General features: G+C 70.2%; 16 protein-coding genes and 1 pseudogene. 11 read left to right on the plus strand and 6 right to left on the minus strand.

What is annotated here, in order from left to right:
* Nucleotides 1-32: 32 nt before the first annotated feature.
* Nucleotides 33-281 carry a hypothetical protein gene (locus tag ACIBSW_RS36450; protein WP_354726357.1) on the minus strand — a complete coding sequence of 83 codons (249 nt, stop codon included), beginning with the start codon at nt 279-281 and terminating at the stop codon, nt 33-35.
* Nucleotides 282-392: 111 nt separating this feature from the next.
* Here ACIBSW_RS36450 and ACIBSW_RS36455 point away from each other — a divergent pair, with 111 nt between their 5' ends.
* A complete protein-coding gene (locus ACIBSW_RS36455; RefSeq protein WP_354726355.1) occupies nt 393-5,087 on the plus strand; it encodes a hypothetical protein in 4,695 nt (1,564 codons plus the stop codon).
* A gap of 42 nt (nt 5,088-5,129) precedes the next feature.
* Here ACIBSW_RS36455 and ACIBSW_RS36460 read toward each other — a convergent pair whose 3' ends face one another.
* Genes ACIBSW_RS36460 through ACIBSW_RS36470 form a run of 3 tightly spaced genes read right to left on the minus strand, consistent with a single transcriptional unit; the run spans nt 5,130 to nt 7,674 of the window.
* Nucleotides 5,130-5,732: an SMI1/KNR4 family protein gene (locus ACIBSW_RS36460; protein WP_354726353.1), complete on the minus strand. Its 603-nt coding sequence runs from the start codon at nt 5,730-5,732 to the stop codon at nt 5,130-5,132.
* A 19-nt stretch (nt 5,733-5,751) separates the two neighbouring features.
* Nucleotides 5,752-6,213, minus strand: a complete 462-nt coding sequence (locus ACIBSW_RS36465; RefSeq protein ID WP_354726351.1) for a methylated-DNA--[protein]-cysteine S-methyltransferase — start codon at nt 6,211-6,213, stop codon at nt 5,752-5,754.
* 30 nt (nt 6,214-6,243) lie between these two features.
* Nucleotides 6,244-7,674: a CCA tRNA nucleotidyltransferase gene (locus ACIBSW_RS36470; RefSeq protein WP_354726349.1), complete on the minus strand. Its 1,431-nt coding sequence runs from the start codon at nt 7,672-7,674 to the stop codon at nt 6,244-6,246.
* Between the two features lie 49 nt (nt 7,675-7,723).
* Here ACIBSW_RS36470 and ACIBSW_RS36475 point away from each other — a divergent pair, with 49 nt between their 5' ends.
* From ACIBSW_RS36475 to ACIBSW_RS36510, 8 genes are all read left to right on the plus strand, one after another.
* On the plus strand, nt 7,724-8,623 hold the full coding sequence (locus ACIBSW_RS36475; protein ID WP_354726347.1) for a hypothetical protein: 900 nt from the start codon (nt 7,724-7,726) through the stop codon (nt 8,621-8,623).
* Between the two features lie 91 nt (nt 8,624-8,714).
* Nucleotides 8,715-10,484, plus strand: coding sequence for a murein biosynthesis integral membrane protein MurJ (murJ, locus tag ACIBSW_RS36480; RefSeq protein WP_354726345.1), 1,770 nt, complete (start codon nt 8,715-8,717; stop codon nt 10,482-10,484).
* Between the two features lie 178 nt (nt 10,485-10,662).
* Nucleotides 10,663-12,204 carry a protein kinase family protein gene (locus ACIBSW_RS36485; RefSeq protein ID WP_354726343.1) on the plus strand — a complete coding sequence of 514 codons (1,542 nt, stop codon included), beginning with the start codon at nt 10,663-10,665 and terminating at the stop codon, nt 12,202-12,204.
* A 45-nt stretch (nt 12,205-12,249) separates the two neighbouring features.
* On the plus strand, nt 12,250-12,981 hold the full coding sequence (gene sigM / locus ACIBSW_RS36490) for an RNA polymerase sigma factor SigM (protein ID WP_354726341.1): 732 nt from the start codon (nt 12,250-12,252) through the stop codon (nt 12,979-12,981).
* Nucleotides 12,978-14,033: a hypothetical protein gene (locus ACIBSW_RS36495; RefSeq protein WP_354726339.1), complete on the plus strand. Its 1,056-nt coding sequence runs from the start codon at nt 12,978-12,980 to the stop codon at nt 14,031-14,033. The genes sigM and ACIBSW_RS36495 overlap by 4 nt, the downstream gene beginning before the upstream one ends.
* Nucleotides 14,034-14,177: 144 nt before the next feature.
* Nucleotides 14,178-15,137 carry a thioredoxin-disulfide reductase gene (trxB, locus tag ACIBSW_RS36500; RefSeq protein ID WP_354726337.1) on the plus strand — a complete coding sequence of 320 codons (960 nt, stop codon included), beginning with the start codon at nt 14,178-14,180 and terminating at the stop codon, nt 15,135-15,137.
* A 15-nt stretch (nt 15,138-15,152) separates the two neighbouring features.
* Nucleotides 15,153-15,476, plus strand: coding sequence for a thioredoxin (gene trxA, locus ACIBSW_RS36505; protein ID WP_354726335.1), 324 nt, complete (start codon nt 15,153-15,155; stop codon nt 15,474-15,476).
* Between the two features lie 181 nt (nt 15,477-15,657).
* The gene (locus ACIBSW_RS36510; protein ID WP_354726333.1) at nt 15,658-16,809 is read left to right on the plus strand and encodes an N-acetylmuramoyl-L-alanine amidase; all 1,152 of its coding nucleotides are present in this window, start codon (nt 15,658-15,660) and stop codon (nt 16,807-16,809) included.
* 31 nt (nt 16,810-16,840) lie between these two features.
* Here ACIBSW_RS36510 and ACIBSW_RS36515 read toward each other — a convergent pair whose 3' ends face one another.
* A complete protein-coding gene (locus ACIBSW_RS36515; RefSeq protein WP_184998322.1) occupies nt 16,841-17,509 on the minus strand; it encodes a GNAT family N-acetyltransferase in 669 nt (222 codons plus the stop codon).
* 199 nt (nt 17,510-17,708) lie between these two features.
* Between ACIBSW_RS36515 and ACIBSW_RS36520 the strand changes: the two genes are divergently transcribed.
* Nucleotides 17,709-19,010, plus strand: a complete 1,302-nt coding sequence (locus ACIBSW_RS36520) for a PLP-dependent aminotransferase family protein (RefSeq protein WP_354726331.1) — start codon at nt 17,709-17,711, stop codon at nt 19,008-19,010.
* Nucleotides 19,011-19,018: 8 nt separating this feature from the next.
* The gene (locus ACIBSW_RS36525) at nt 19,019-19,981 is read left to right on the plus strand and encodes a D-alanine--D-alanine ligase (RefSeq protein ID WP_354726329.1); all 963 of its coding nucleotides are present in this window, start codon (nt 19,019-19,021) and stop codon (nt 19,979-19,981) included.
* A gap of 2,163 nt (nt 19,982-22,144) precedes the next feature.
* On the opposite strand, the pseudogene ACIBSW_RS36530 reads toward ACIBSW_RS36525, so the two are convergent.
* A pseudogene (locus ACIBSW_RS36530) lies at nt 22,145-22,667 on the minus strand (hypothetical protein); the annotation flags it as partial.
* Between the last annotated feature and the right edge of the window lie 1,197 nt (nt 22,668-23,864).

Below are 23,864 nucleotides of genomic sequence, written 5' to 3' on the forward strand. Positions count from 1 at the left end.
GCTCGGCCTACTGACGCACGGTGGGGCTGTCCCTACGCGGACAGCCCCACCGTGGAACGTCCATTTCCAGCCTGGCGTCCAGGCTTCTGGACCTGAGCCTCGAAGGCCAGGGCCCACTCGGCAACCGCTCCGCACCCGTACACGGATTTGATCGACACCGTCGACACCTGCCGCGCGACCTGCCGGGCCTCGATCCCTTGGCGAAACGTCGCCGCTGCCTGTCGTACCTGTTCCTGGCTGGCGCGGGCCGGTGGCGCGACGCCGCCGTCGCCGTACCGCATGTCTCCCGCCGTCACTCGGGCTGGCCATCGACGAAGCCGTGCCGGGATTTCTAACAAGTTGACGATCTTGGACGTGTGGTTGGCGCACTTCTCGCAAACCTGGAAGGACCCATGCATCGCAATCAAAAGAGCCGCCTACGCGACGCGGCGATCATCGGGCTCGCCCTGAGTCTGATCGGGACCGTTCCCACGGCCGCCATCGCCGCTCCTTCCCCCGATACGCCGCCCGACTCGGCAAGGGCACAGGACCTACGCGAGGCCCCGGAGAAGGACTCCGTCGACCCGAGCCGGCGTGACAAGGTCCTGGGGTCCGGATGGCGAACGTCGTCCGACATCGCCTGGACGGTCAACGGCGACGCCGACGGTCTGCACGTCCTGGCCGCAACGGCACGAAGCGGATACACCTGGAAGAACATCACCACACTGGCGGAGCCGGGATTCGAGGCGGACTCCTGGATCGGCAATGCCTGTCTCACGGGATCCGGGCGGCGGCTGGTCGTCGTCTACGCACCGCGCACCTTCACCAACAAGCCGAACCTCTTCGACCGCGGTGGGTTCACCGCCACGGTCGATCTCAAGACCGGCGCAGTGACGAAGCTGGCGGTGCAGACTTCCCTCGCGTATTACAACCCCGGTTGCGGCGCCGGTGAGACGGCCGTCCTCAGCCAGTACGGCGGCGAGCGCATCGACGATCCCGATCAGCCGGTACAGAGCCGGATGTTCACGCTCGATACCGCGAAGGGGAAGCTCTCCAAGCCGATCCTGCTCGACACGGAACTCAGTTCGCCGGTTCCGGTGGGTGACAAGGTCGTCGCGGCAAGCGGCAGCAGGCTGGTCGAGGTGGACCGCTCGGCCAAGATCAAGCGCCTGGCCGACACGGACGGCGTCCCCTTCCGCCTCGTTCCCGATACCTCCGGGAACGTTACCTTCATGGACAGCGCCAAGGACCGCGTCCGGGTCAAGCGTCTGGCCAGCCGGCCCAGCGCGAAGCCGACCCAGCTCGCCGAGGGCGCCCAAGCCGACGTCGGACTGGTCCGCGGTTCAGCAGGCCGGTCATTCCTCACCGGTACGCTCACCGACAAGGGCTCGCTTCCTGCCGGGGTACGCCGGCTCCCCGTATCCGCAAGCAGTGAGATCTCGGCCACGGGCGATCTGGCCCTCACCCGGGTGCGGTCGGCGGATACCGAGGACCCCCGGCTGCGGCAGGTTGATCCGGCGGCTTCCGCACCGGTCCGCATCGACGCGACGGTCTCGGCGAACGGCTCGGCGCTCCGGTTCGACGTGGTCACCGACGAGGCAGACGCGGCCGGAGCCGAGGGTAGGCACCCCAGTCCCGCGCTGGGTACTGCGGCTCAGAGCGCTCCTCGTGCGGCCGCCGCGGCCGGCTCGCCGTCCGAGGCGTCCGAGGGAACCGACGAGCGGTACTGCTCGGTCCCGCGCAACGATCCGCGGAACCAGGCGATCCAGCCGAAGCCTCGTCAGGTGGAGTGGGCCGTCGACCAGGTCATCACCGGCGCGCTGGACCTCAAGCGGCCGGCGAACTGGAAGAACCTCGGTATGCCGGAGTACACGCTGCGGCAGTATTTCCCCCGCATCGAACTGGTCACCGGTGGACGGGTTCCCCCACAGATTCTGCTCGGCATCATCGCGCAGGAGTCGAACATGTGGCAGGCCGCCCGGTACGCGCTGCCGGGTGTGACGGCTAACCCCCTGGTCGGCAACTTCTACGGCCGGGACATCTACAACAGCGATGAGGGAGACGACTGGGACATCGACTGGGCGAAATCCGACTGCGGGTACGGTCTCACCCAGGTCACCGACGGGATGCGGCTCGCCGGCAAGGAGAAGACCGACGCGGACGGCAACAAGGTCGAGACATCCCTGGACTACGACATCCAGCGGGCCGTCGCGCTGGACTTCGCGGCCAATGTCGCGGCGGGCGCGCGGATCCTCCAGGACAAATGGAACCAGACCTACAACGCCGGCCTGCGTGTGCACGACGCCAACCCGGCTCACCTGGAGAACTGGTTCTTCGCGCTCTGGGCCTACAACTCGGGGATGTACCCGAAGAAGGCCGACAACGAGCCCTGGGGCGTCGGCTGGCTGAACAATCCGATCAACCCGCGCTTCGACCCGCAGCGGAAGGCGTTCCTGGAGTACACGTACGACGACACCCGTAACCCGCAGAGGTGGCCGTACCCGGAGAAGATCCTGGGATGGGCGGGGCACCCGATCGTCTCGGCCGAGTCTCCGACCACGGACGTTGCCGGATACCGGCCCGCATGGTGGACGTCGGTCGACGACCGCATCAGGGTCAAGCCGGACGTCAAGACGTTCTGCAACGTGTCGAACGACTGCGACCCCAACGCGAAAGTGAAGCCGAACGACCCGGACGTCGCCAACGAGCCGGCTGGGCCGTGCCTGCACAAGAACGACAAGGGACTCTACGACCTGCGGTGCTGGTACCACGGCCCGGTGGGCTGGAAGGCGCCGGTCGGCAATGCCTGTAACACCTGCGGCAATGAGGTACTGCGGTTCGATCCGGGTTACGCCTACCAGGATGACGGCGTCAGCTTCCCGCCGAAGTGCGACACCGCGGGCCTGCTTGCCGGAGCGAGAGTCATCGACAACGTCGAAAAGCGGGTGCCAGCCGTACGGCCGTGTGCGCGGGATTGGACGGAAGGCGGGGAATTCACCTTCAACTTCGGCTCCGATTACCGAGGGCTGTACCCGTCGAAGGTCGACCTGCATCAGATCGGTGCCGGCTTCGGGGCACACCTTTGGCGGGCCCACACCCGGGAACCCGGGCATCTCGGCGGGAAGTTGAAGGTCACCGGCACCTGGAAGCTTGCCGAGTCGATGACCGGCTGGACGCGAATCCAGGTCTCCGTCCCGGACCACGGAGCCTGGACCCAGCAGGCGAAGTACGTCATCAACCTGGGAAACGGGCAGACCCGGTACCGGGTGGTGAATCAGACCTGGCAACAGAACCGCTGGGTTGATCTGGGAGTCTTCCCGCTCGCCGGGCGGGCGAGTGTGTCACTGACCAACGAGACCCCGGACGGCATGGGCAGCGACAGCATCATCTTCGACGCGGTGGCGTTCACGCCGACGTCGAAGCCGGCCGCCCAGTACGTCGCGCTCGGGGACTCCTACTCATCGGGTGAGGGCACGAAACCGTACGACCGCAACAGCGACCTGAAGCGGACGAACGGCGGGCCGACCAGCAAGAACGCCTGCCACCGCTCGACAAACGGGGCCTATCCGCGGCTCGTCAAGTTGCCCGGCGCCAGCGAGACGATCGAGCAACAGGCCGCGCAGGGCAAGGCGTCCTTCGCGCTCATCGCCTGTTCCGGCGCCACGACCGCCGGCGTCGCGACCGAGGCGGTGAACAAACCGCCCGCCGCCTCGGACTCCGGCGGGCATACCGACTGGGGGTCGGCCGCCTTCCAGCACGGCGAGATGACCCAGGTCGACCAGGGGTACCTGGACGTGGACACCACCCACGTGACGATCTCGGTCGGCGGTAACGACGCTCGATTCGCCGAAGTCATCCGGGGCTGCATCCTGCGGCTGGCCGACGGGTGCGAGTTGGACGACTACAAACTCACCCGCGACAACGGCAAGGTCGACCCGGAGCCGCTATACCGCTACGAGACCAAACTGATCCGGGACTGGCTGCCGGCGAAGCTCAAGGCGACGTATCGCGCGATCCACGAGCGCGCGCCGCACGCGAAGATCGTCGTGGTGGGCTACCCGCAGATGCGCCCGGACGAGGAGCCGAACGGCACGTGCTGGGGCATGAGCGGCGAGACTCAGGTCTTCCTGAACGAGCTGACCCATAACCTGACCGCGGCGACCATGAAGGCGGTCTCCGAGGTGCATGACGAGGGTGTAAACATCCGCTACCTCAACTCGACGCTGAAGTGGCGGCTCATCAGCGATGGCGGCAAGCACTGGGCCTGTATGAACATCCCGTCCGGTGACGACGACACCCGGTGGACCGAGGCGGTCCTCGGCCAGTCCGAAGACGGCAGCGGTAACTCCGACCCCGGTACCGGTAGCTGGCACCCGAACGACGTGGGGCACCGGCAGCTCGCCTCCATGGTCAGCTCGGTGCTCCGTGGTGACAGTCCGCGTTCGGCGATCAAGCAACGGATCATGAACTACGTGGACACCCGGAGGGGCGAACGCTGGAGCATCACGGAGGACCAGGCGGACGACGCGGCTCAGCGGTGCCTCGATCTGACACGCCGCGGCGGCATGTTCGACGACCCGTGCATGAACATTGCGATCTTGTTCCCGACGATCGCGGATGCCGCCGGTGCAGCCCGCAACGATGACGCGGGTCTGCGGCGCAACCCGGCGTGGGTGGTCCAGAACTACGCCAGCAACGCGGAGAAGGTCAAGTCCTGGAGTCGCGACTGGCTGGACCAGGCGCGCTTCGGGCAGACGGCCTGCCCAAGTCCCCGGCCGAAGGGCCCGAACGGCGAGGACATGGAATGTGACGAGTTCCCCTTCTACTCGTCCGAGCAGGGCGTCGCCTGGGCGATGTACACCGGAGGTGAGAGCCAGCCGATCAGCACTCAGCTGAATCTGATCCCCGCTACGGAGAACGGGCAGGAGGGTGCCCTCCTGAACGGGATGTACCGGAAGACGGAGTGCGGATTCAGCACCGCCGTCTGGGACGTGCAGCCGGCGATGCCGGGGTATACCCCGGAGATCTCCAAGAACGGCACCCCGTTCTTGACGATTCCGTTGATCGCCGACGTCCAGAGCACCAACAAGACGTTCTACGTCTGCTGAGCGAATGCCGGTCGGCCGGATCTCCTTCCGGCCGACCGGCCCTCACGCAAGGGCTCGCACGTGGGCATCGGGGGACGGACGCTCGGGTCCGTCCCAGCGTTCCGTCTCGGTCGAGTAGGTGTAGTCGCCGCTCTCCAGCAGATCGGCGAAAACCGTCACCGCATCGGTCCAGGACGACGCCCGGACAGTGTATGGATCATCCGGTTCCCGGTCCCAGCGGCGCACCTCCGAGCGATCGGCCCGCGGTGCCGCGCAGGCGACAAAGAGATAGCTGCTGTCATAGGACACGACCGGCAGCCACTCGGGCAGCCAGCGGACCTCGTCGTCCTCCACGAACTCCTCGGTCAGTTCGATCAGCCGGGCCCTGGCCTGCAGCGCCTCGGACAGCGAGAGGAAGTCCCACGCGACGCCCAGCCGGCTTTCCGGCCCCAGCCGGGAACCGGGGACACGACGCCGCACCCCGTCGTGCCATCCCCACCATCGACGCATCTCCAGCGGCAACACCAGGCCGGTCGACCTCTCGACCGCGTCCAGCTCCCCGTCGCCCAAACCCGGACTCAGGTGGTCCGCGACAGGCGCTCGGTGACTCCGCCAGGAGGCCAGGAGCCGTTCGAAGGCGACGAGTTCATCTTCCGTGTCAGGCATGTCCGCGATCATGGCATCCCTATGCGCCCCAGGCGCGTTCCAATGCGACCCGGGCCTCGAGCTCAAGCAGGTGCCGCTTGCGCGGCAGCCCGCCGCCGAAGCCGACCATCTTGCCGCCCGCGCCGACCACCCGGTGGCACGGGACGATCACCGGCACCGGGTTGTGATTGCACGCCGTCCCCACGGCACGGGCCGCGCCCGGCTCGCCCAGTGCGGTGGCGATCGCGCCGTACGTCAGCATCTCGCCGTACGGAATTCGGGCGATCTCGCCCCACACAGCCCGCTCGAAGTCGGACCCGCCGCGCAGCTCGAACGGCACGGTGAAGTCGGTGAGCGAGCCGGCGAAGTAGGCGGCCAGCTGCTCGGCGGCCGGGTGCTCGCCCGGCTCGCCGTGACTGGCGCCGAACCGCACCCCGATCACGGTGTCGCCGTCGACCCTGACGCCGAGCGGTCCGATGGGTGACTCCACGAGCAGCTGCATGACTCCGATTCTGCCGCGTGCGTACGACAGTCAGGAGATGTGGCCGTGCTCCCGCGCCCAGCGCCAGAGCTCGGCCTCCGCCTCGTCGCGGTCCAGCGGCCCGCGGTCCAGGCGCAGCTCCTTGAGGTGGCGCCAGGCCTGGCCGACCACCGGGCCGGGCGGCACGCCGAGCAGCTCCATGATCGCGTTGCCGTCCAGGTCGGGCCGGACCCGCGCCAGGTCCTCCTCGGCCTCGATCCGGGCGATCCGCTCCTCGAGCGCGTCGTAGTCGGCCGACAGGGCCGCCGCCTTGCGCCGGTTGCGCGTCGTGCAGTCGGAGCGCGTCAGCTTGTGCAGGCGGGGGAGCAGCTCACCCGCGTCGGTGACGTAGCGGCGCACCGCCGAGTCGGTCCACTCGCCGCGGCCGTAGCCGTAGAAGCGCAGGTGCAGCGCGACCAGGTCCACCACCTCGGACGTGACGTCCTTGGGGAACCGCATGGCCTTCATCCGCTGGCGGGTGAGCCGGGCGCCGACCACCTCGTGGTGGTGGAAGCTGACCCGGCCGTCGCGGCCGACCGCCTTGGTCGCGGGCTTGCCGACGTCGTGCATCAGCGCGGCCATCCGCAGCACGAAGTCCGGTCCGGTGTCGCCCTCGAGCCGGACGGCGTTGGAGACCACGATCAGGGTGTGCTCGTAGACGTCCTTGTGCTGGGCGTGCTCGTCGATCTCCAGCTTGAGGCCGGAGATCTCCGGGATGAACCGGTCGGCCAGCCCGGTGTCGACCAGCAGTCGCAGCCCGGCGATCGGATCGAGCCCGCAGAGCAGCTTGGTGAACTCGTCGCGTACCCGCTCGGCGGTGATCCGGTCGAGGTCCGCGGCCATCTCGGTCATCGCCTCGACGACCGGCTTGTCCACTGTGAATCGCAGCTTGGCAGCGAAGCGGGCCGCGCGCAGCATGCGCAGCGGGTCGTCGCCGAAGGAGAGCGCGGGCGAGTCCGGTGTCCTGATGATCCCGGCGGCCAGGTCGTCCAGGCCCCCGAACGGGTCCGTGAAGTCGTGGCCGGGCAGGCTGACCGCCATCGAGTTGATCGTGAAGTCCCGGCGGCGCAGGTCATCCAGCAGGTTGTCGCCGTAGCGCACGACCGGATTGCGGCTCAGCCCGTCGTAGGCCTCGGCCCGGAACGTGGTGATCTCCAGCCGCAGGCCGTTCTTCTGTATCCCGATCGTGCCGAAGTCCCGGCCGGTCTCCCAGACCCCGTCCGCCCAGCCCTTGACCAGCGCGAGCGTCTGCTCCGGCCGGGCATCGGTGCAGAAGTCGAGGTCGTCGCCGAGCCGTCCGAGCAGAGCGTCTCGCACCGATCCGCCGACGAGGTGCAGCTCATGGCCGGCGGCGCCGAAACGGCGCCCCAGCTCGTCGGCGACGGGTGAGACCCGTAGCAACTCCGCGACGGCGTTGCGTTGGGCTTTAGTCAACTCAGACATGGGACGACCAGGGTATCGGTCGTGGCGGTCCGCGAGCGCAGCGGGCAGGATGGTCAGCGTGCCCGTTTCCGAGGCGCTGCATCGCCTCAGCGAGGACCCGCGGTTCTGGTCCTTCCTGTTCGTGAACGACGGCGCGTACCCCGACCCCGAGCACGCCGAGGTCCGGGTCGGGCTGCCGGTCACCGGCGGCTACGGCCTCGTGCTCGACATCGATCTGGTCTCCGGCGAGCGGACCCTCGGCCTGCGCACGCCGTCGAGCAGCGAGCCGGTGCAGCTCGGCCGGGCCGACCCCGGCGCGCCCGCGCCGGCCGCGCTGCTCTGGCACGAACTCGAGCTCTGCGCCCGGGTGATCGCCCTGGAGGACCCGACGCTGCCGCACCCCGGCCTGGTCGTGGCGTTGCTGTCCCCGTTCGCGCCGGCCACCCCCGACGACGACGGTGACGCGGTCGCGGCCGTGCGCGAGGCCGCGTACCGCTCGCTGCGCCGGGAGGTGCACCCGGTCGCGGCCGGCGGTCCCGAGCAGGCGCCCCTGCCGCTCTTCGCGGCCGACGACTGGTGGCCGCGGCCGCCGGCGCCGTCACCCCAGGTGATCGACGAGGCCGCGATCGCGGCCTACACCGCCCCGGCGGCCGTGCGGCTCGAGGTCCGCGGCGGCTCCCGCTTCCCGCACGAGGACCTGGCCGAGCTGGTACGGCGGGCAGCGCAGCGACTGTCCCGCCTCCCCGAGGAGCGGTGGTACGCCCAGGTACGCCCGCTGGCGCGCCGGATGGCGGACACCGGCGACCTGGGCCCGGTCAAGGATCTGCTCGGGGTGCTGACCGAGGCGGGCTGCGACCACCCGACCGTGCTGGACGCGCTGAGCGAGCCGATCGTGGAGGCCGAGGCGTGCTGGATGGTGGAGACGCTGGCCGGCGCGGTGCCCGGCAGCCTGCGGCGCAGGCATTCCTGAGACGTGCCGCGAGGTGGATCATGGTCGGACGGCACCCCAGGCACGGCCTGGCTAGGGTGACGTCTGTATCCGCACCCCCGGGGAGGCTTTGGTGAACGGCGGCCTGTACCGCAGCGCGCACTCTGCGAGCGACGGTGACCCCGAGCGGTCCGACGGCGCGATCCTGATCTCGGTCGACGGCACCCCCGGCACGACCGCGGCCGGCGACCAGGCGTTGCCGCCGGAGGACGTCCCGCCGACCGGCGGCGGCACCGAGGGCGGCAGCACCGCGGGCAACAGCGCGATCATGGCCGCCGGCAGCATGGTCAGCCGGTTGATCGGCTTCGTCCGAAACATGCTGATCGGCATGACGCTGGGCACCGCCATCGGCGACCCGTACACCAGCGCACAGTTCCTGCCGGGCCAGATCTACGAGCTGCTGCTCGGCGGGATCCTCTCCAGCGTCCTGATCCCGCTGCTGGTGCGGCGGCGCAAGGAGGACCCCGACGGCGGCCAGCTCTTCACCCAGCGGCTGCTGACGTTCGCGGTCGTCGCGCTCGGCATCGCGACGGCGCTGGTCGTTGCCGCGGCGCCGTGGATCACCGCGATCCAGGCGAGCAACAAGAGCACCGAGGCTTACCGGGATCTGGTCACCTCGTTCGCGTACCTGATCCTGCCGATCATCTTCTTCACCGGCGTGTCCGCGATGATCGGCGCGGTGCTCAACGTGCGCGGGCACTTCGCCGCGCCGATGTGGGCGCCGATCCTGAACAACCTCGTGGTGATCGCCACCTGCGGCGTCTTCATCGTGGTCTTCGGCAACGCGAAGGACCTCCAGCCCGAGGACATGACGCCCGGCCGGATCATCCTGATCGCCGGCGGCACGCTGCTCGGCATGGTCGCGCAGGCCGTCGGCCTGCTACCGGCGCTGCGCAGGGTCGGCTTCGCCTGGCGCTGGCGGTGGTCCCCGCGCTCGCTCGGCCTCGGCGAGATCGGCCGGCTCGCCGGCTGGATGCTCTGCTACGTCGGCGCCAACCAGCTGGCGGTCTTCGTCGTGGTCCGCAAGCTCAGCGCCGTCTCGGGCGGCAACAACGCCAGCGTGCTGGCATTCAACAACGTCTACCTGCTGACGATGATGGCCCACGGCATCATCGGCGTCTCGGTGATGACCGCGCTGCTGCCCAAGATGAGCTCCGCCGCCGCCGACGGCCGGTACGCCGACGTGAGCGCCGACCTGAGCCGCGGTATCCGGCTCACCACGACGGCCCTGGCCCCGATCGCCGTCGCGTACGGCGTGCTCGGCGTGCCCATCGCGGTCTCGCTCTTCCAGGGCGGCGCCTTCACCGATCAGGACGCGTTCGCCACCGGCACCGTGCTGACCGTCGCCGCCTTCGCGGTGATCCCGCTCTCGATCAGCTATCTGTGCACCTATGCCTTCTATGCGCTGCAGGGCAACAAGACGGTCGCGCTGATCAATATCCCGGTCGTGCTCCTGCGCATCGCCGGCTACGTCGTCCTCGCCGAGCTGCTCCTCGAGTCCCTGGCCGCGGCCGGCATGACCGCCGCGAACGCGATCTCCTACCTGCTCTCGGCGTTGATCTCGCTCGTCGTGCTGCGCCGCCGGATCGGCCGGCTGAACCTCGGTTCCGTCGCGAAGGCGCTGCTGAAGGTGCTGGTCGCCGCGGCGGTCGCGACCGGTGCCGGCCTGCTCGTCGTGTTCCTGCTGCCCGGCGGCGACACTCCCGGGCGATTGACAGCGGCGCTACAGGTCGTCGTCGGCGGTACCGTGATCATGCTGGTGTACCTCGGAACAGCGGCGCTGCTGCGGGTTCACGAGGTCAGCCAGGTGGTCGGGATGGTGCGGCGCAAACTCGGCCGCTAAACCTTGTGGAAAACCTGTGGATAATTCTCTGATCAGGTACTTTTCGGCCACCGAGCGGCGGAAACGCTGCTGGCGAGCGGCCCCGGACGGGTACGGCACCAGGGGATGACCTGTGGGCCGCTGGCCCGGTGCGGGTAAGGTCGTGAGCGACACGTGCGGACCCACCGAGGGAGGACGGGTGACCCAGGTCGGCGAAGGCCACGAGACCGCGGCCGATGAGGCCGGACCGGTCATGACCTTCGGTGCCCCCACCGTCGGTGAGATCCTGGCCGAGCGGTACCAGCTCGAGGAACACGTCAACAACGACAGCGCGGGCCGGCAGGTCTGGCGCGGCATAGACGTGATCCTGCGGCGACCCGTCGCCGTCGTGCTCCGGCACCCCGGCGGCGACTCCGCGGCCGAGATGCTGCAGGCGGCGGTCGACGCCAGCCGCGTCATCCACCCCAACCTGGTCGGCGTCTACGACGCGATCGACGAGGGCGACCGGGCCTATGTCGTCCGGGAGTGGGTCGACGGCGAGGCGCTGCGTGACCTCGTCGGGCAGGAGGGTCCGCTGGATCCGGCCCGCGCCACGTCGATCGCGCACTCCATCGCCGACGCGCTGGCCGCGGTGCACGCCACCGGCATGGTCCACGGAAACGTGCACCCCGGCACCACGCTGATCGGCGACGACGGCCGCGTCGTGCTCGCCGACGCGCGTGCCGACTCCGCCGACAGCACCGAGAACGACGTGCGCGCCGTCGGCGGCGTCCTCTACTACTCGCTGACCGGCCACTGGCCGCACACCGAGATCGGCCGCTCCCGGCTGCCCGACGCCATGCGCGACGCCAACGGTGTGCTCGCCACGCCCCGGCAGATCCGCGCCGGCGTCCCGGCGTACCTCGACGACCTGACGATGGACCTGCTCGACAAGCGGGTGGTGGCCCCCGAGGCCGACGCGCTCGCCGCCGAGCTGGCCCGCCTGGACTCCGCCGACGACGACTACGAGGACGTCGGGCCGCTGCGGTTCGCGCAGGGCACCTCGGCCGAGCCGGTGCGCAGCACCCGCAAGATCATGATCGGGGTCGGCGCGCTCGCCGTCATCGCGTTGATCGGCCTCATCTTCGGCATCAAGGCGATCAGCGACTCGGGCTCCGGCAAGCCGCCGGCGACCACCCAGGCCGGCAACACGCCACCGGACACGGCCGGCGACACCGGCGACAGCGGCACGGAGAACGAGCCACCGGCCGCGGCGCCGACGAAGATCCCGCTGACCGCCGACATGGTCCGCATCGTCGACCCGCCGAACGGCGACCGCACCGACGAGGGCGAGGCCGCCTTCACCGTCGACGGCGACGAGGACACCGTCTGGCGTACCTCGGGCTTCAACGAGGCGAAGATCTACAACAAGCCCGGCATGGGTCTGCTGATCAACCTCGGCACCCCGCGCACGGTGACCGACGTGCGGGTCGAGACCTCACAGCCCGGCATCGCGATGGACATCCGGACCGGTTCCAGCGATCCGGGTAACAACTCCAATGGCGACGACCAGATCGTCAAGACCTACAAGAAGCTGGGCGACGGCGACACGGAGAAGACCAAGGGCACCAACGTGGTGTTCCCGGTCTTCGATGAGACCCAGAAATACCAGTACATCATGGTCTTCATCACGGAGCTGCCGCGCGACAGCGACGGCAAGTACCGCGCCGAGATCGGCCAGGTCGAGGTCTACGGCAACTGACAGCGCGCTCAACGGCCTGTCGCACCTCTCGGCTAGATTGCTGGCGTGACCCCCGGCGACGCGCTCCCCGACGCGACCGGTCCGGCCGGCAGGCCCGAGCGGACCGACGCGGAGCTGCTGCGCGCGCACGTCGACGGTGACCCGCAGGCGTTCAACGAGCTGGTCCGCCGGCACCGCGACCGCCTCTGGGCGGTGGCGCTGCGGACCATCGGCGACCGCGAGGAGGCCGCCGACGCGGTGCAGGACGCGCTGTTGTCGGCGCACCGCGGCGCGGCCCGGTTCCGCGGCGACTCGGCGGTCACGACCTGGTTGCACCGCATCGTGGTGAACGCCTGCCTCGACCGGATCCGCCGCCGCCAGGCCCACCCGACGGTCCCGCTGCCCGACGGCCGGCACACCGACGACGGCGGCGCGGGCGGACCGGAGCCGGCCGCGCCGGCGCAGGATCACGACACGGCCCTGGTCGTGCGCGCGGCCCTGGCGGCGCTGCCGGTCGAGCAGCGCGCGGCGCTGGTGCTCGTGGACGTGCAGGGCTACCCGGTGCTCGAGGCGGCCGAGATCCTCGGAGTGGCCGAGGGCACGATCAAGAGCCGCTGCGCCCGCGGCCGCGCCCGGATGGCACTTTCCCTGGGCCACCTGCGCACCGGCTCCGACAAGTCGCCGGGCCGGGGAGACGGTGGTCACGCCGGGAACCGGGCGGCCACCGGGCGCGTCCCATCCGGGTCGGGAGCGGCAGCGCAGCACCCGTCCGCGCCTGACAGAGGGGACCAGCAGTGACCGGGGCAGAGTTCAGCGGGGTCGATGTCGACCTGCTGGCCGACTACGTCGGCGGCGCCCTGGACGGCACCCCCGACGAGGCCGTGGTCGCCGCGCTGATCGCCGAAGACCCCTCCTGGCGCGACGCGTACGCCCTGCTCCACGACGGCGTCGCGGCCGTCGGCACGGAGCTCCGGGCGCTCGGATCGGCGCCCGAGCCGATGCCCGCCGACATCGTCGCCCGGCTCGACGCCGCCCTGCTCGAGGCCTCGACGGCGCGGAGCTCCCTGCCGGACGCCGGCACCGGCTCCGCCGACAGCGCGCAGGACTCCGGGCACGAATCGGCCGACGGCCCCGGCGGCGCGCAGGTCATCGCGATCGGCACGGCCCGCGACCGCCCCGCCGGTCGTGGCACGGACGCGGGCGACGGGGCCGCTCCCGATCAGCGTCCGGTCGCCGTACCGTTTGATGCCCGCCGGAGGTGGACGCGCCGCCTGCGGGGAGCCGCCGGTGTCGGAATCGCCGCCGGGGTGCTCGCGTTCGCCGGTTTCGGAGCTCAGCAGCTCGCCGTCTCGACGGACTCGCAGACCGCCCAGTCCGCCGGATCGGCAGCGGACCGGGCGGCGGACCTGGGGGCGCCGCAGTCCGCGGCTGAGCAGGCCGTGCCCGGAGTGCCGCCGGTGCCTTTCACCGAGTCCGGCCGCGACTATCGCCAGGCCACGCTCGGCCAGGCGGGCGTGGCCCAGCTGGACGCGCCGTTCGCGTCGGACACCGACAAGGTCGGCGGTGCGCGCAGCAGCGGCTCGACCACCGCGGCGAAGTCCGAAACGGCCGGCGCGCTGAGCCGACTGCAGGGCCGGGCGGCGCTGCTCGCCTGCCTCGACGCCATAGCCGACCAGAGCGGCCTCGCACCGATCACCGCACAGACCATCGACTTCGCGCGCTACGACGGCGCGCCGGCCGTGATCATCCAGTTCATCGCCCCGGGCGGCAGTTGGGTGTGGGCGGTGGGTCCCGGCTGCGGCGCGCGTGGAGTCGGCGCCGACAAGCTCGGTTCCGTGCAGGTAGGCTGAACAGACGCTGTTTGGCCCTCCGTGAGGTCGGCCACCTATGCCCTCCCACACATGCCGTGACGGGTGGGAATGCGCCCTCATACGATGACGTTCCAGCACGCGATGTCGCCGGTGGATCGGCGAAACCAGACTGAGGAGTCGGCAGTGGACGAGGTCCGAAACCTGATCATCATCGGCTCGGGACCGTCCGGTTACACCGCGGCGCTGTACGCGGCCCGGGCCAACCTCAATCCGCTGGTCATCGAGGGCGTGCAGTCCGGCGGCGCCCTGATGACCACCACCGAGGTGGAGAACTTCCCGGGTCACCCGGACGGCATCATGGGCCCCGAGCTCATGGACAACATGCGCAAGCAGGCCGAGCGTTTCGGCGCCGAGTTCATCACCGACGACGTGACCCGCGTCGAGCTGGCCGGCAAGCAGACCGAGGCCGGCACCGAGGCGCTCAAGACCGTCTGGGTCGGCGAGACCGAATACTTCGCCCGCGCGGTGATCCTCGCCACCGGCTCCGCGTGGCGCCCCCTCGGCGTGCCCGGCGAGCAGGAGCTGCTCGGCCACGGCGTCTCGTCGTGTGCCACCTGTGACGGCTTCTTCTTCCGCAACCAGCACATCATCGTGGTGGGCGGCGGCGACTCCGCGATGGAGGAGGCCACCTTCCTCACCCGCTTCGCCGAGACCGTGACGATCGTGCACCGCCGCGACTCGTTCAGGGCCAGCAAGGTGATGGCGCAGCGCGCGCTGCACAACCCGAAGATCAAGGTCGAGTGGAACAGCACCGTCGAGGAGATCCTCGGCGAGGACGGCAAGGTCTCCGGCGCCCGGATCCGCAACGTGCAGACCGGCGAGACCAAGGTGCTCGACATCACCGGCGTCTTCGTCGCCATCGGACACGACCCGCGCAGCGAGTTGTTCAAGGGCCAGATCGCGCTCGACGACGAGGGCTACGTGAAGGTCGAGCACCCGGGTACCCGTACCAACGTCTCCGGCGTCTTCGCCGCCGGTGACCTCGTCGACCACACCTACCGCCAGGCCATTACCGCCTCCGGCACGGGTTGTGCCGCCGCGCTCGACGCGGAACGCTTCATCGCCTCGTTCGTAGAGCTGTAAATCAGGAGGATTTCCGTGGGAGCAACCAAGGCGGTCACCGACGCCACCTTCGTCACAGACGTACTGCAGTCCGACAAGCCGGTGCTGGTGGACTTCTGGGCCGAGTGGTGCGCGCCTTGTAAGAAGGTCGACCCGCTGCTCGCCGAGATCGCCAGCGAGATGGGCGACAAGGTGCAGATCGTCAAGGTCAACATCGACGAGAACCCGGAGACCGCCCGCGCCTACCGGGTGATGTCCGTGCCGACGCTGACCATGTTCAAGGGCGGCGAGGCGGTCAACTCCGTCGCCGGCGCCAAGCCGAAGGGCGCCCTGGTGAACTTCATCGAGTCGGCGCTCTGACCTGTGCTTATGCCCCGCATCCACCCGGATGCGGGGCATTGCTCAACCGCGTGACGGCCCGGTCGCCACGACCGTGATCCCACGCACCGGGCGTACCTCGCCAACCGGCCGATCCGGGCGCCGAGGAGTACGCTCCGGAGGTTGCCGTCTGCTCTTCCCCTCAGTCGTTAGGGAGCCGCCCGTGCGTTCGATCCGACGTGGAGACACCGGGCCGGCCGTCGAGGAGATTCAGTCGATCTTGGTGGGCCTGGAACTGCTTCCGGCGATCGGCGAGGACTTCGACGAGGCCACCGAGAACGCCGTCCGCGCCTTCCAGCAGAGCCGCGGCATCGGCGTCGACGGCATGGTCGGCTCGGAGACGTGGCAGGCGCTCGACGGCGCGCGGTGGAAGCTCGGCGCCCGCACGCTCTACCACTCGGTGCCGACGTCGCTGGTCGGCGAGGACGTTCGGGCGCTGCAGGAGCGGCTCCTGGAGATGGGCTTCGACAGCGGACGCGCCGACGGCATCTACGGCCCGCGCACGGCCCGGGCCGTGGCGCAGTTCCAGCGCGAGGTCGGGCTCACCCCCGACGGTTCCTGCGGCCCGCAGACCATGAAGGGCCTGCGCCGGCTCGGCCGCAAGGTCGTCGGCGGCCGCCCGCAGTGGCTGCGCGAGGCCGAGGCGTTCCGCCAGTCCGGATCCAGCCTGGTCGGCAAGACAATCGTGATCGACCCGGGCCACGGCGGCGCGGAGGACCTCGGCGTCGTCGTGCCCGACGGGCAGCTGCGCTGGACCGAGGCCGACCTGGCGTTCGACATCGCCACCCGGCTCGAGGGCCGGCTGCTCGCCGCCGGCATGCGCGTGCACCTGACCCGCGGCCCGTCGCCGGCCCAGCCGATGACCGGCCAGGAGCGGGCGGCGCTGGCCAACAGCCTCGGCGCCGACCTGCTCATCTCGTTGCACCTGGACGGCCAGGACACGCCGACGGCGGACGGCGTCGCCAGCTACCACTACGGCACCGGAAACGGCGTCACGTCGACGGTGGGCGAGCGGCTCGCCAACCTGGTGCAGCGCGAGATCGTGGTGCGCACCGGGATGCGGGACTGCCGCATCCACTCCAAGACGTGGGAGCTGCTGCGCCTGACGCGCATGCCCGCCGTACGCGTGGATCTGGGTTATCTGACCTCGCCCGTCGACCGGGAGCGGCTGATCGATCCGTCCTTCCGTGAGCAGATCGTCGAGGCGATCCTGGCCGCGGTGCAGCGGATGTACTTCCCCGTCGAGGCGGACGTGCCGACCGGCTCGATCGACGTGCGGCAGCTGCGGCTGGCGCTCGCCTCGCGCAACGCCTGACCGGCGGCGGGCGCTGCGTGCGCCCGCCGGCTCAGCTCGGCGTCGAGGTGGTCGCGGCCGCCGGGCGGACCGGGCGCAGCAGGGTGTCCGGGCTCATCGAGCCGAGGAGCTTCTCCAGCGCGTACTCGACGTCGGACTTCCACGACAGCGCCGTGCGCAACTCCAGCCGCAGCCGCGGGTAGCGCGGGTGCGGCCGGACCGTCTTGAAGCCCACCGAGAGGAAGTAGTCGACCGGCGCGACGCAGCCCTCCGCCTCGCCCTCGCCGGCCTCGCCGAACTTCGCGTCACCGAACGCCTCGATCGCCTTCACGCCCCGCTTGGTCAGATCGCGGGCGACGCCCTGCACCAGCATCCGGCCGAGACCGCCGCCCGCGAACGCCGCCACCACATGCGCGGTCATCAGCAGCGCCGCGTCGGCCGAGACCGGAGACGTCGGAAACGCCATCGAACGCGGGACGTAGGCCGGAGGCGCGTACATCACGAAACCGGCGGGCATGCCGTCGACGTATGCCAGCTTTCCGCATGACCCCCATTCGAGGAGGGTCTGCGACACCCAGGCCTCCTTCTCGAGACCAGGATCACCCGACGCGCACGCGCGCTCGGCGGACACCGGGTCCAGCTCCCAGTAGACGCACTGGCGGCAGGGCCGGGGCAGGTCTTCGAGCGTGTCGAGGGTCAGGTTGACGAGGCGTCGCGACATGCGGGACCCCCTGAAGATCGGCGGACTTTCCGGACTCGAAGCACGGTCCTGTTCACATGCTCGTCCGCGCCCCCGGAGGGATACTACGCCGCAATGGGCCTGAACGGGAGCGCATCGGTGCTTATCCACAGGCACGGGAAGGCGCCGGGCGCCTAGCATGTACCGCAATGTGTCCGACGATCTTTCGAGGTGAAGCCGCATGACCGGCACGACTCAAGACGACTACACCGAACGGTACGCGCGGCGGGTCCGCGGCATGACGTCATCCGAGATCCGCGCCCTTTTCGCCGTCGCCAGCCGCCCCGAGGTGGTGTCGCTCGCCGGCGGATCGCCGTACATCGCGGCGCTGCCGCTGGACGCGGTCGGCGACATGATGGGCCGGCTCGCGTCCGAGCTCGGCACGACCAGCCTCCAGTACGGCATCGGCCAGGGCACCATCGAGCTGCGCGAGCGCATCTGCGAAGTAATGAGCCTGTCCGGCATCGACGCGTCCAACGGTGCGTCCCCCGACGACGTGGTCGTGACCGTCGGCGGCCAGCAGGGCATCGACCTGGTGGCACGGCTGTTCCTCGACCCGGGCGACGTGGTGCTCGCCGAGGGGCCGACCTACGTCGGCGCACTCGGCGTGTTCCAGGCAGCCCAGGCACAGGTACGGCACGTGGCAATGGACGCCGACGGCCTGATCCCGGCGGCACTCGAGGCGGCCGTGGTCGCCGCCGCGGGCCGCGCCAAGTTCCTCTACACGATCCCGACCTACCAGAACCCGGCCGGCGTCACGCTGACCGATGCCCGGCGCGAGGAGATCCTCGACATCTGCGAGCGGCACGGGCTGCTGGTGGTCGAGGACGACCCGTACGGAATGCTCGGCTTCGAGGGCGAGGCGCCGCGGCCGCTGCGCGCCCGCCGGCGCGAGGGCATCATCTACGTGAGCACGTTCTCCAAGACCTTCGCCCCCGGCCTGCGGGTCGGCTGGATCCTGGCCCCCCATGCCGTACGCGAAAAGCTGGTCATCGCGAGCGAGGCGAACATCCTGTGCCCGAGCGCGTTCGCACAGGGCGCGGTGACCCAGTACCTGTCGACCATGCCCTGGCGCGAACAGATCAAGTCCTACCGCGAGATCTACCGGGAACGCCGCGACGCGCTACTCGAGGGCCTACGCGACCTGATGCCGGCGGGCACCACCTGGACGCGGCCGAAGGGCGGCCTGTTCGTCTGGGCCACCCTCCCGGAGGGCCTGGACTCGAAGGCGATGATGCCGCGCGCGATCGCGGCCCGCGTCGCCTACGTGCCGGGCACCGGCTTCTACGCGGACGGGACGGGCACCGGCCACATCCGGCTCAACTTCTCGTTCCCGCCGCCGGAACGGATCCGTGAGGGCGTACGAAGGCTTGCCGGGGTGATGGAGCAGGAGCTCGCGATGCGCGCGGTCTTCGGACCGACCACCACCCACCGCCGTCGTGGGCACGCCGGTGCCGACGCACCCGGCCCCGACTTGGCATGATCACCGCCATGGGTACGCCTTCCGAAACGCACGTCCTGGTCCTGGCCGGTGGCCTGTCCTACGAACGCGACGTGTCGCTGCGCTCGGGCCGGCGGGTGCTCGACGCGCTGCGCGCCGCGGGCCTGTCGGCGGAACTCCGCGACGCGGACGTGTCGCTGCTCCCCGCCCTGCAGGCGGATCCGCCGAGCGCGGTGGTGATCGCCCTGCACGGCGCGACGGGCGAAGACGGGTCCCTGCGCGGGGTGCTCGACCTCTGCGGCATCCCGTACGTGGGCAGCGGCGCCCGCGCCTCCCGGCTGGCCTGGGACAAGCCGTCGGCGAAGGCGATGCTCCGCGAGGCGGGCATCCCGACGCCGGACTGGGTGGCGCTGCCGCACGACCGGTTCTCGGAGCTGGGCGCGGTCGCCGTGCTGGACCGGATCGTGGAGCGACTCGGGCTGCCGCTGATGGTGAAGCCGGCGCAGGGCGGCTCCGGTCTGGGCGCGGCGGTGGTGCACGAGGCGAGCGACCTGCCGGCGGCGATGGTGGGTTGCTTCGCGTACGACTCGACGGCGCTGGTGGAGCGGTTCGTGCCGGGTACCGATGTGGCGGTCTCGGTCGTGGATCTCGGCTCGGGCCCGCAGGCGTTGCCGGCGGTGGAGATCGTGCCGCGGGACGGGGTTTACGACTATGCGGCTCGGTACACGGCGGGGCTGACCACCTGGCATGCGCCGGGGCGGTTGTCGCCTGCGGTCGCCGAGGCGGTCGCGGCGGCGGCGTTGGCGGCACACGGGGCGCTTGGGCTTCGGGATCTTTCGCGGGTTGATCTGATCGTCGACTCGGATGGGCGGCCGCATGTGCTCGGGGTGAACGTTTCTCCGGGGATGACGGAGACGTCATTGCTGCCGCTGGCGGTGCAGGCGGAGGGCCTCGACTTCGGCAAGATGCTGGCGACGTTGGTCGGACGGGCCGGCGCGCGGGGAGTCGGCTAGGGGTAGTGCCCTCGAGCTTTCTGACGGCGTGGTGGCTTGAGAAGACCTTCGGCGAGGTGGGAGTTGCGACTCTTCTACCTCACCGGAGGTCTTCTCACGCTTGTCGTGGCGGAGGGCCGCCCGGGCGCGCGCACGGGGTCAGGAACTCGCCTGTTCCCGCGCGACGGGCCGACCGGCCCTGCATAGCGCATCGGCTACAGGGCAAGGCCTGGCTCGACAGCCCGACCGAATAGTTGATCCGTCGTTACGAACGCCCCGGGCCCGGCGAACTGATGCATGTCGACGTCAAGAAGATCGGCCGGATCCGCGACGGCGACGGCTGGCGTGTCCCAAGGCCCTGACAGCGCCAAGCACCAGCGCGTCAAGAACGAACTCAAAGCCGGCCGCCGGGTCGGCTACGAATACGTCCAGCCGCCATCGACGACCGCACCCGCCTGGCCTAGGCCGAAATTCCACGTGGACGAAAAGACCAGCACGGTGCGCTGGCTTCCTGCGCCGCGCAGCCGCCAACTTGCCGCATTGGGAATCCCGGCCACCGAACGGGTGATGACCCGACAACGCCCTGGCCTACCACCACCACCCCCACAGGTCACCGCCACCGGGCCGCGGGCCACCCACAGCGGGCCGCAGTGTCGGAGCCACGTCCGCGGGTTCCACCCGTCCCCGCCACCACCACAGCCACAGCCGCGGGCCACCGCCACTGGCCACTGCCACCCGTCACAGGCCATGGCGTCGGGTCACCGCCACCTGCCACCGCCACCGGCCACCCGCTACAGGCCTCGACCTCGGGCTACCGCCACCGGCCACCGCTACCGGCCACGGCCCAGGCTCCACCATCCCGAGCCACCGCATTAGGCGACCGCTGCGGTCACCGCCGTGGGCCACCATCCCGGATCATGGACCGGGTTATCGCCGCTGGCACCGGCTCAAAGCCATCTTCTTGGGCAACTGCCGCAGACCGCCGCAGCCAGCGTCTCGGCTGACGGCGCCGAGAGCCACGCCTCAGGCAATCACCTCGGGCCACGATCCCAATGCCACGAACCGGGACCACGGCATCGCGCCACAGCCCTGGGCCGCACCACCGGATCATGGGTCCAGAGTCACGGCCCCGGGTCACCGACTCAGTCCTGGGCCCCGGGCGCGCTTACGGTGTCACCCGATCCCGCGGTGCAGCCCGTGCAGCTACGCGGCGCAGAACACCATTCCGACGGGCGGCTGTGAAATCGACTCAGCGGGTCTCGGGTGCGACGGTCGCGGCGGTCTGGTTGGCCTGAGAACGAGAGCCTTCAGCTCCCGTCTCCCGGTCGTCGCCTCCGTGTTCGTTGCGAGCGGCATCCTCGGTAGGCCGGTACTGCAGCGGAATCGCGCCGGCCCTGACCGCGTCTGCGGCCGCATCCGACGCGGCCGACTCGCCAGCGGTCGTGGCGGCGGGGGAATCCGGAGCGACATCGCTTTCCGATTCTGGCCCGTCCGAAGCAGACCCGGCCAGCTCGCCGGTGATGTCGGAGGAGGCATCCGCGGGTGACGACGTGAGCGGTTCAGCATTCCCAGAACCGGCGGCGACAGTGGTCGGCGAGGAGTCGTTGCCACGTCCTGACCCTGCATCCACAGATGCGACCTCGGCAGATTCGGTGCCGGCTGAGTCAGCGTTCACGGGAGTGGTCTGGCCGCCGGAGCCGGCAGAATCGGTGCCGTGATTCTCCACCACTGAGTCGGCGCCGTCGGGCCGGTGGCCGTGACGGTCGTCGTCAGCGGGATCACCAGTTGCGAGTTCGCTCGTGTCCGGCTCCAAGGCCGAAGCCTCTTCGTTGGGCATCCGCGACGGTCCGCCGACCCCGTTCGCAGACGGTCCGTCGACCCCGTTCGCAGAGGTGGCCGTGGCGGTCGCCAGTGCGGTGTAGGCCGACAGGTTCCGCGTCTCCGCGGCTACGTCGGTCACCCCGCTGCGACCAGGTCCGCCGCTGCCTGGATCACCGGTAGCCCGACCGTCCGCGGCGCTGGAGTCGCTCAGCTCGTCGCCGGATCCGGACCCGCCGGCGCCCAAGGCATTGGAAGTAGAGCCCGCTCTCGGCAGGTTCGACTCGGGATCCGCGGTGCCGCCTTCGTGCCAGGCATCGGTGGCCGCAGTCGTGTCCGCCTCTGCCGTTGGCTCGTTGCTGAACGTGGATGGCGACTGCCAGTGGATGTGGGGAGGTTCGGCGATCGCCCGCCCGCCGAACTCAGCAAGCCATGCAGCAACGAGCGCCAGGTTCTCGAGCCACTGCTCCTCGGGGATGACCGGAAGGATGTCGTCCCAGAGCGACAGGAACGTCCCGCGCAGCTGCAGCTGCCCGTAGGGCCGCGCCAGGAACCACATGTGCAGGTGCGCCGACCCGTCGCCCCACCGATTCACGTGAACCCGGGCCACGCCGTCGAGCGTCCTGATCGCCCGCTCCAACCGCACGGTCATCACGCCGAGCTCGGCCGCCAGAAGGTTCGGCAGGTCGCCGATGTCCAGGTGTGAACGACACTCAAGAATGAGGACCATCGGCAGCCCCGTGGGCCGGTCCATCCCGCGAACGCGCCATCGCTCGCTCACCCAGATGTACGCGTCGTCGGGGGTGTTGCAAGCAACGCAGTCGGCGGCATCCTCGCCGCTTCGCGGAGGCTCCACCTCGACTGGATCGGCGAGCTTCTTGACGCGCATGTCGCCCTCAAACGGGAACGAAGGCCAGCGCGTGAAGTCAGGGAGCGAAGGGGTGTTCTGGGGCACGACGCTGACCCTAGCCCAGCCTGCCAGGCACTGTCCCGGGTCAATTTCAAGCGAAGCCGCCGATCCGACCTCAGCCGTTCAGCCAGCCCGCGAAACGAAGATCGCCATCACATTCCGTGGGCACCACAACACGGTGCACGTTATCCACAGGAGTTATCCACAGGCGGCCTAGTTTCACGTGAAACGCGACGTAGAACGCCTGCACCCCCTGTGGATACCGCAGTGGAGAACGCCCAGTTCATCGGCGTTGTTTCACGTGAAACACCCAACCCCCAGTTCCACACAGCCTGTACGCACAGCTTGTGGATACTGCCGCCCACCGATCTCAGAACGCACTCCCGATGCGGTCGATGTACACGCCAGCAGTCCCAACAACACCCCTCGCCGACCTCCTTCGCTGGCCTCCCAATGCTCTAGCTCGGCGGAAGCCACGGTTGGCGTTTCACGTGAAACTCCTCCATCCGTGGAAGATCCATTCCCGGCGCCAGGCACCCGCCAGCCCTCGCGCCACCCCGGAACGACCGTGCGGGCCAAGGTGCGCTCTCCAGCCCCTCCTGGCCCGGTGCACGGGCCGACCCGTCCGATACCGAAAGCCTCGCTGCTGTAGTGGCTCTTGGCGTTCAGGGACCACACGAATGCCCAGACAGTGAGCAGGGCCTTGGAACCGACACAGCGGCCAGACCGGCGACCGCGACCAACCAAGGTCGTCGACTACCTACGACTGAGTCACGCCTCGAGGTGCTGCCTGTGTCGCTGGCGGGCCGACCGCGAGAAACTCCGTCAGCGAGCCACCCGCCGTCCACGGCCAGCCCTACGGGCCTCAGCAGTCCCGGAAGACCCAGCAGCAGCCGCCGGCGGTCCCGGCGGATCGGGCGGTGCCGGTGACACGGGCGTCTCGGCGGCCCTGCGGGTCGGGCGGACCCGACGACTCGGGAGGCTCGGCGGCCCGGACGCCCTGGCGGCTCGGGCAGTCCCGGCGGCCCGGGCGGCTCGGCGGCCCGGCGGATCGGGCGGCCCCGGGGGCCCGGCGCCCCGGCGGTCCCGGCGGTCCCGGCGGTCCCGGCGGTCCCGGCGGTCCCGGCGGTCCCGGCGGTCCCGGCGGTCCCGGCGGTCCCGGCGGTCCCGGCGGCT

This window comes from Actinoplanes sp. NPDC049668 (assembly GCF_044465445.1).
Taxonomy (GTDB): Bacteria; Actinomycetota; Actinomycetes; order Mycobacteriales; family Micromonosporaceae; genus Actinoplanes.

Excerpts from the sequence above, each read along its gene's own strand:
- ACIBSW_RS36450 (WP_354726357.1), bottom strand. The coding sequence starts at position 281 with ATGCGGTACGGCGACGGCGGCGTCGCGCCACCGGCCCGCGCCAGCCAG.
- ACIBSW_RS36455 (WP_354726355.1), top strand. The coding sequence starts at position 393 with ATGCATCGCAATCAAAAGAGCCGCCTACGCGACGCGGCGATCATCGGG.
- ACIBSW_RS36460 (WP_354726353.1), bottom strand. The coding sequence starts at position 5,732 with ATGCCTGACACGGAAGATGAACTCGTCGCCTTCGAACGGCTCCTGGCC.
- ACIBSW_RS36465 (WP_354726351.1), bottom strand. The coding sequence starts at position 6,213 with ATGCAGCTGCTCGTGGAGTCACCCATCGGACCGCTCGGCGTCAGGGTC.
- ACIBSW_RS36470 (WP_354726349.1), bottom strand. The coding sequence starts at position 7,674 with ATGTCTGAGTTGACTAAAGCCCAACGCAACGCCGTCGCGGAGTTGCTA.
- ACIBSW_RS36475 (WP_354726347.1), top strand. The coding sequence starts at position 7,724 with ATGGTCAGCGTGCCCGTTTCCGAGGCGCTGCATCGCCTCAGCGAGGAC.
- ACIBSW_RS36515 (WP_184998322.1), bottom strand. The coding sequence starts at position 17,509 with ATGTCGCGACGCCTCGTCAACCTGACCCTCGACACGCTCGAAGACCTG.
- ACIBSW_RS36520 (WP_354726331.1), top strand. The coding sequence starts at position 17,709 with ATGACCGGCACGACTCAAGACGACTACACCGAACGGTACGCGCGGCGG.
- ACIBSW_RS36525 (WP_354726329.1), top strand. The coding sequence starts at position 19,019 with ATGGGTACGCCTTCCGAAACGCACGTCCTGGTCCTGGCCGGTGGCCTG.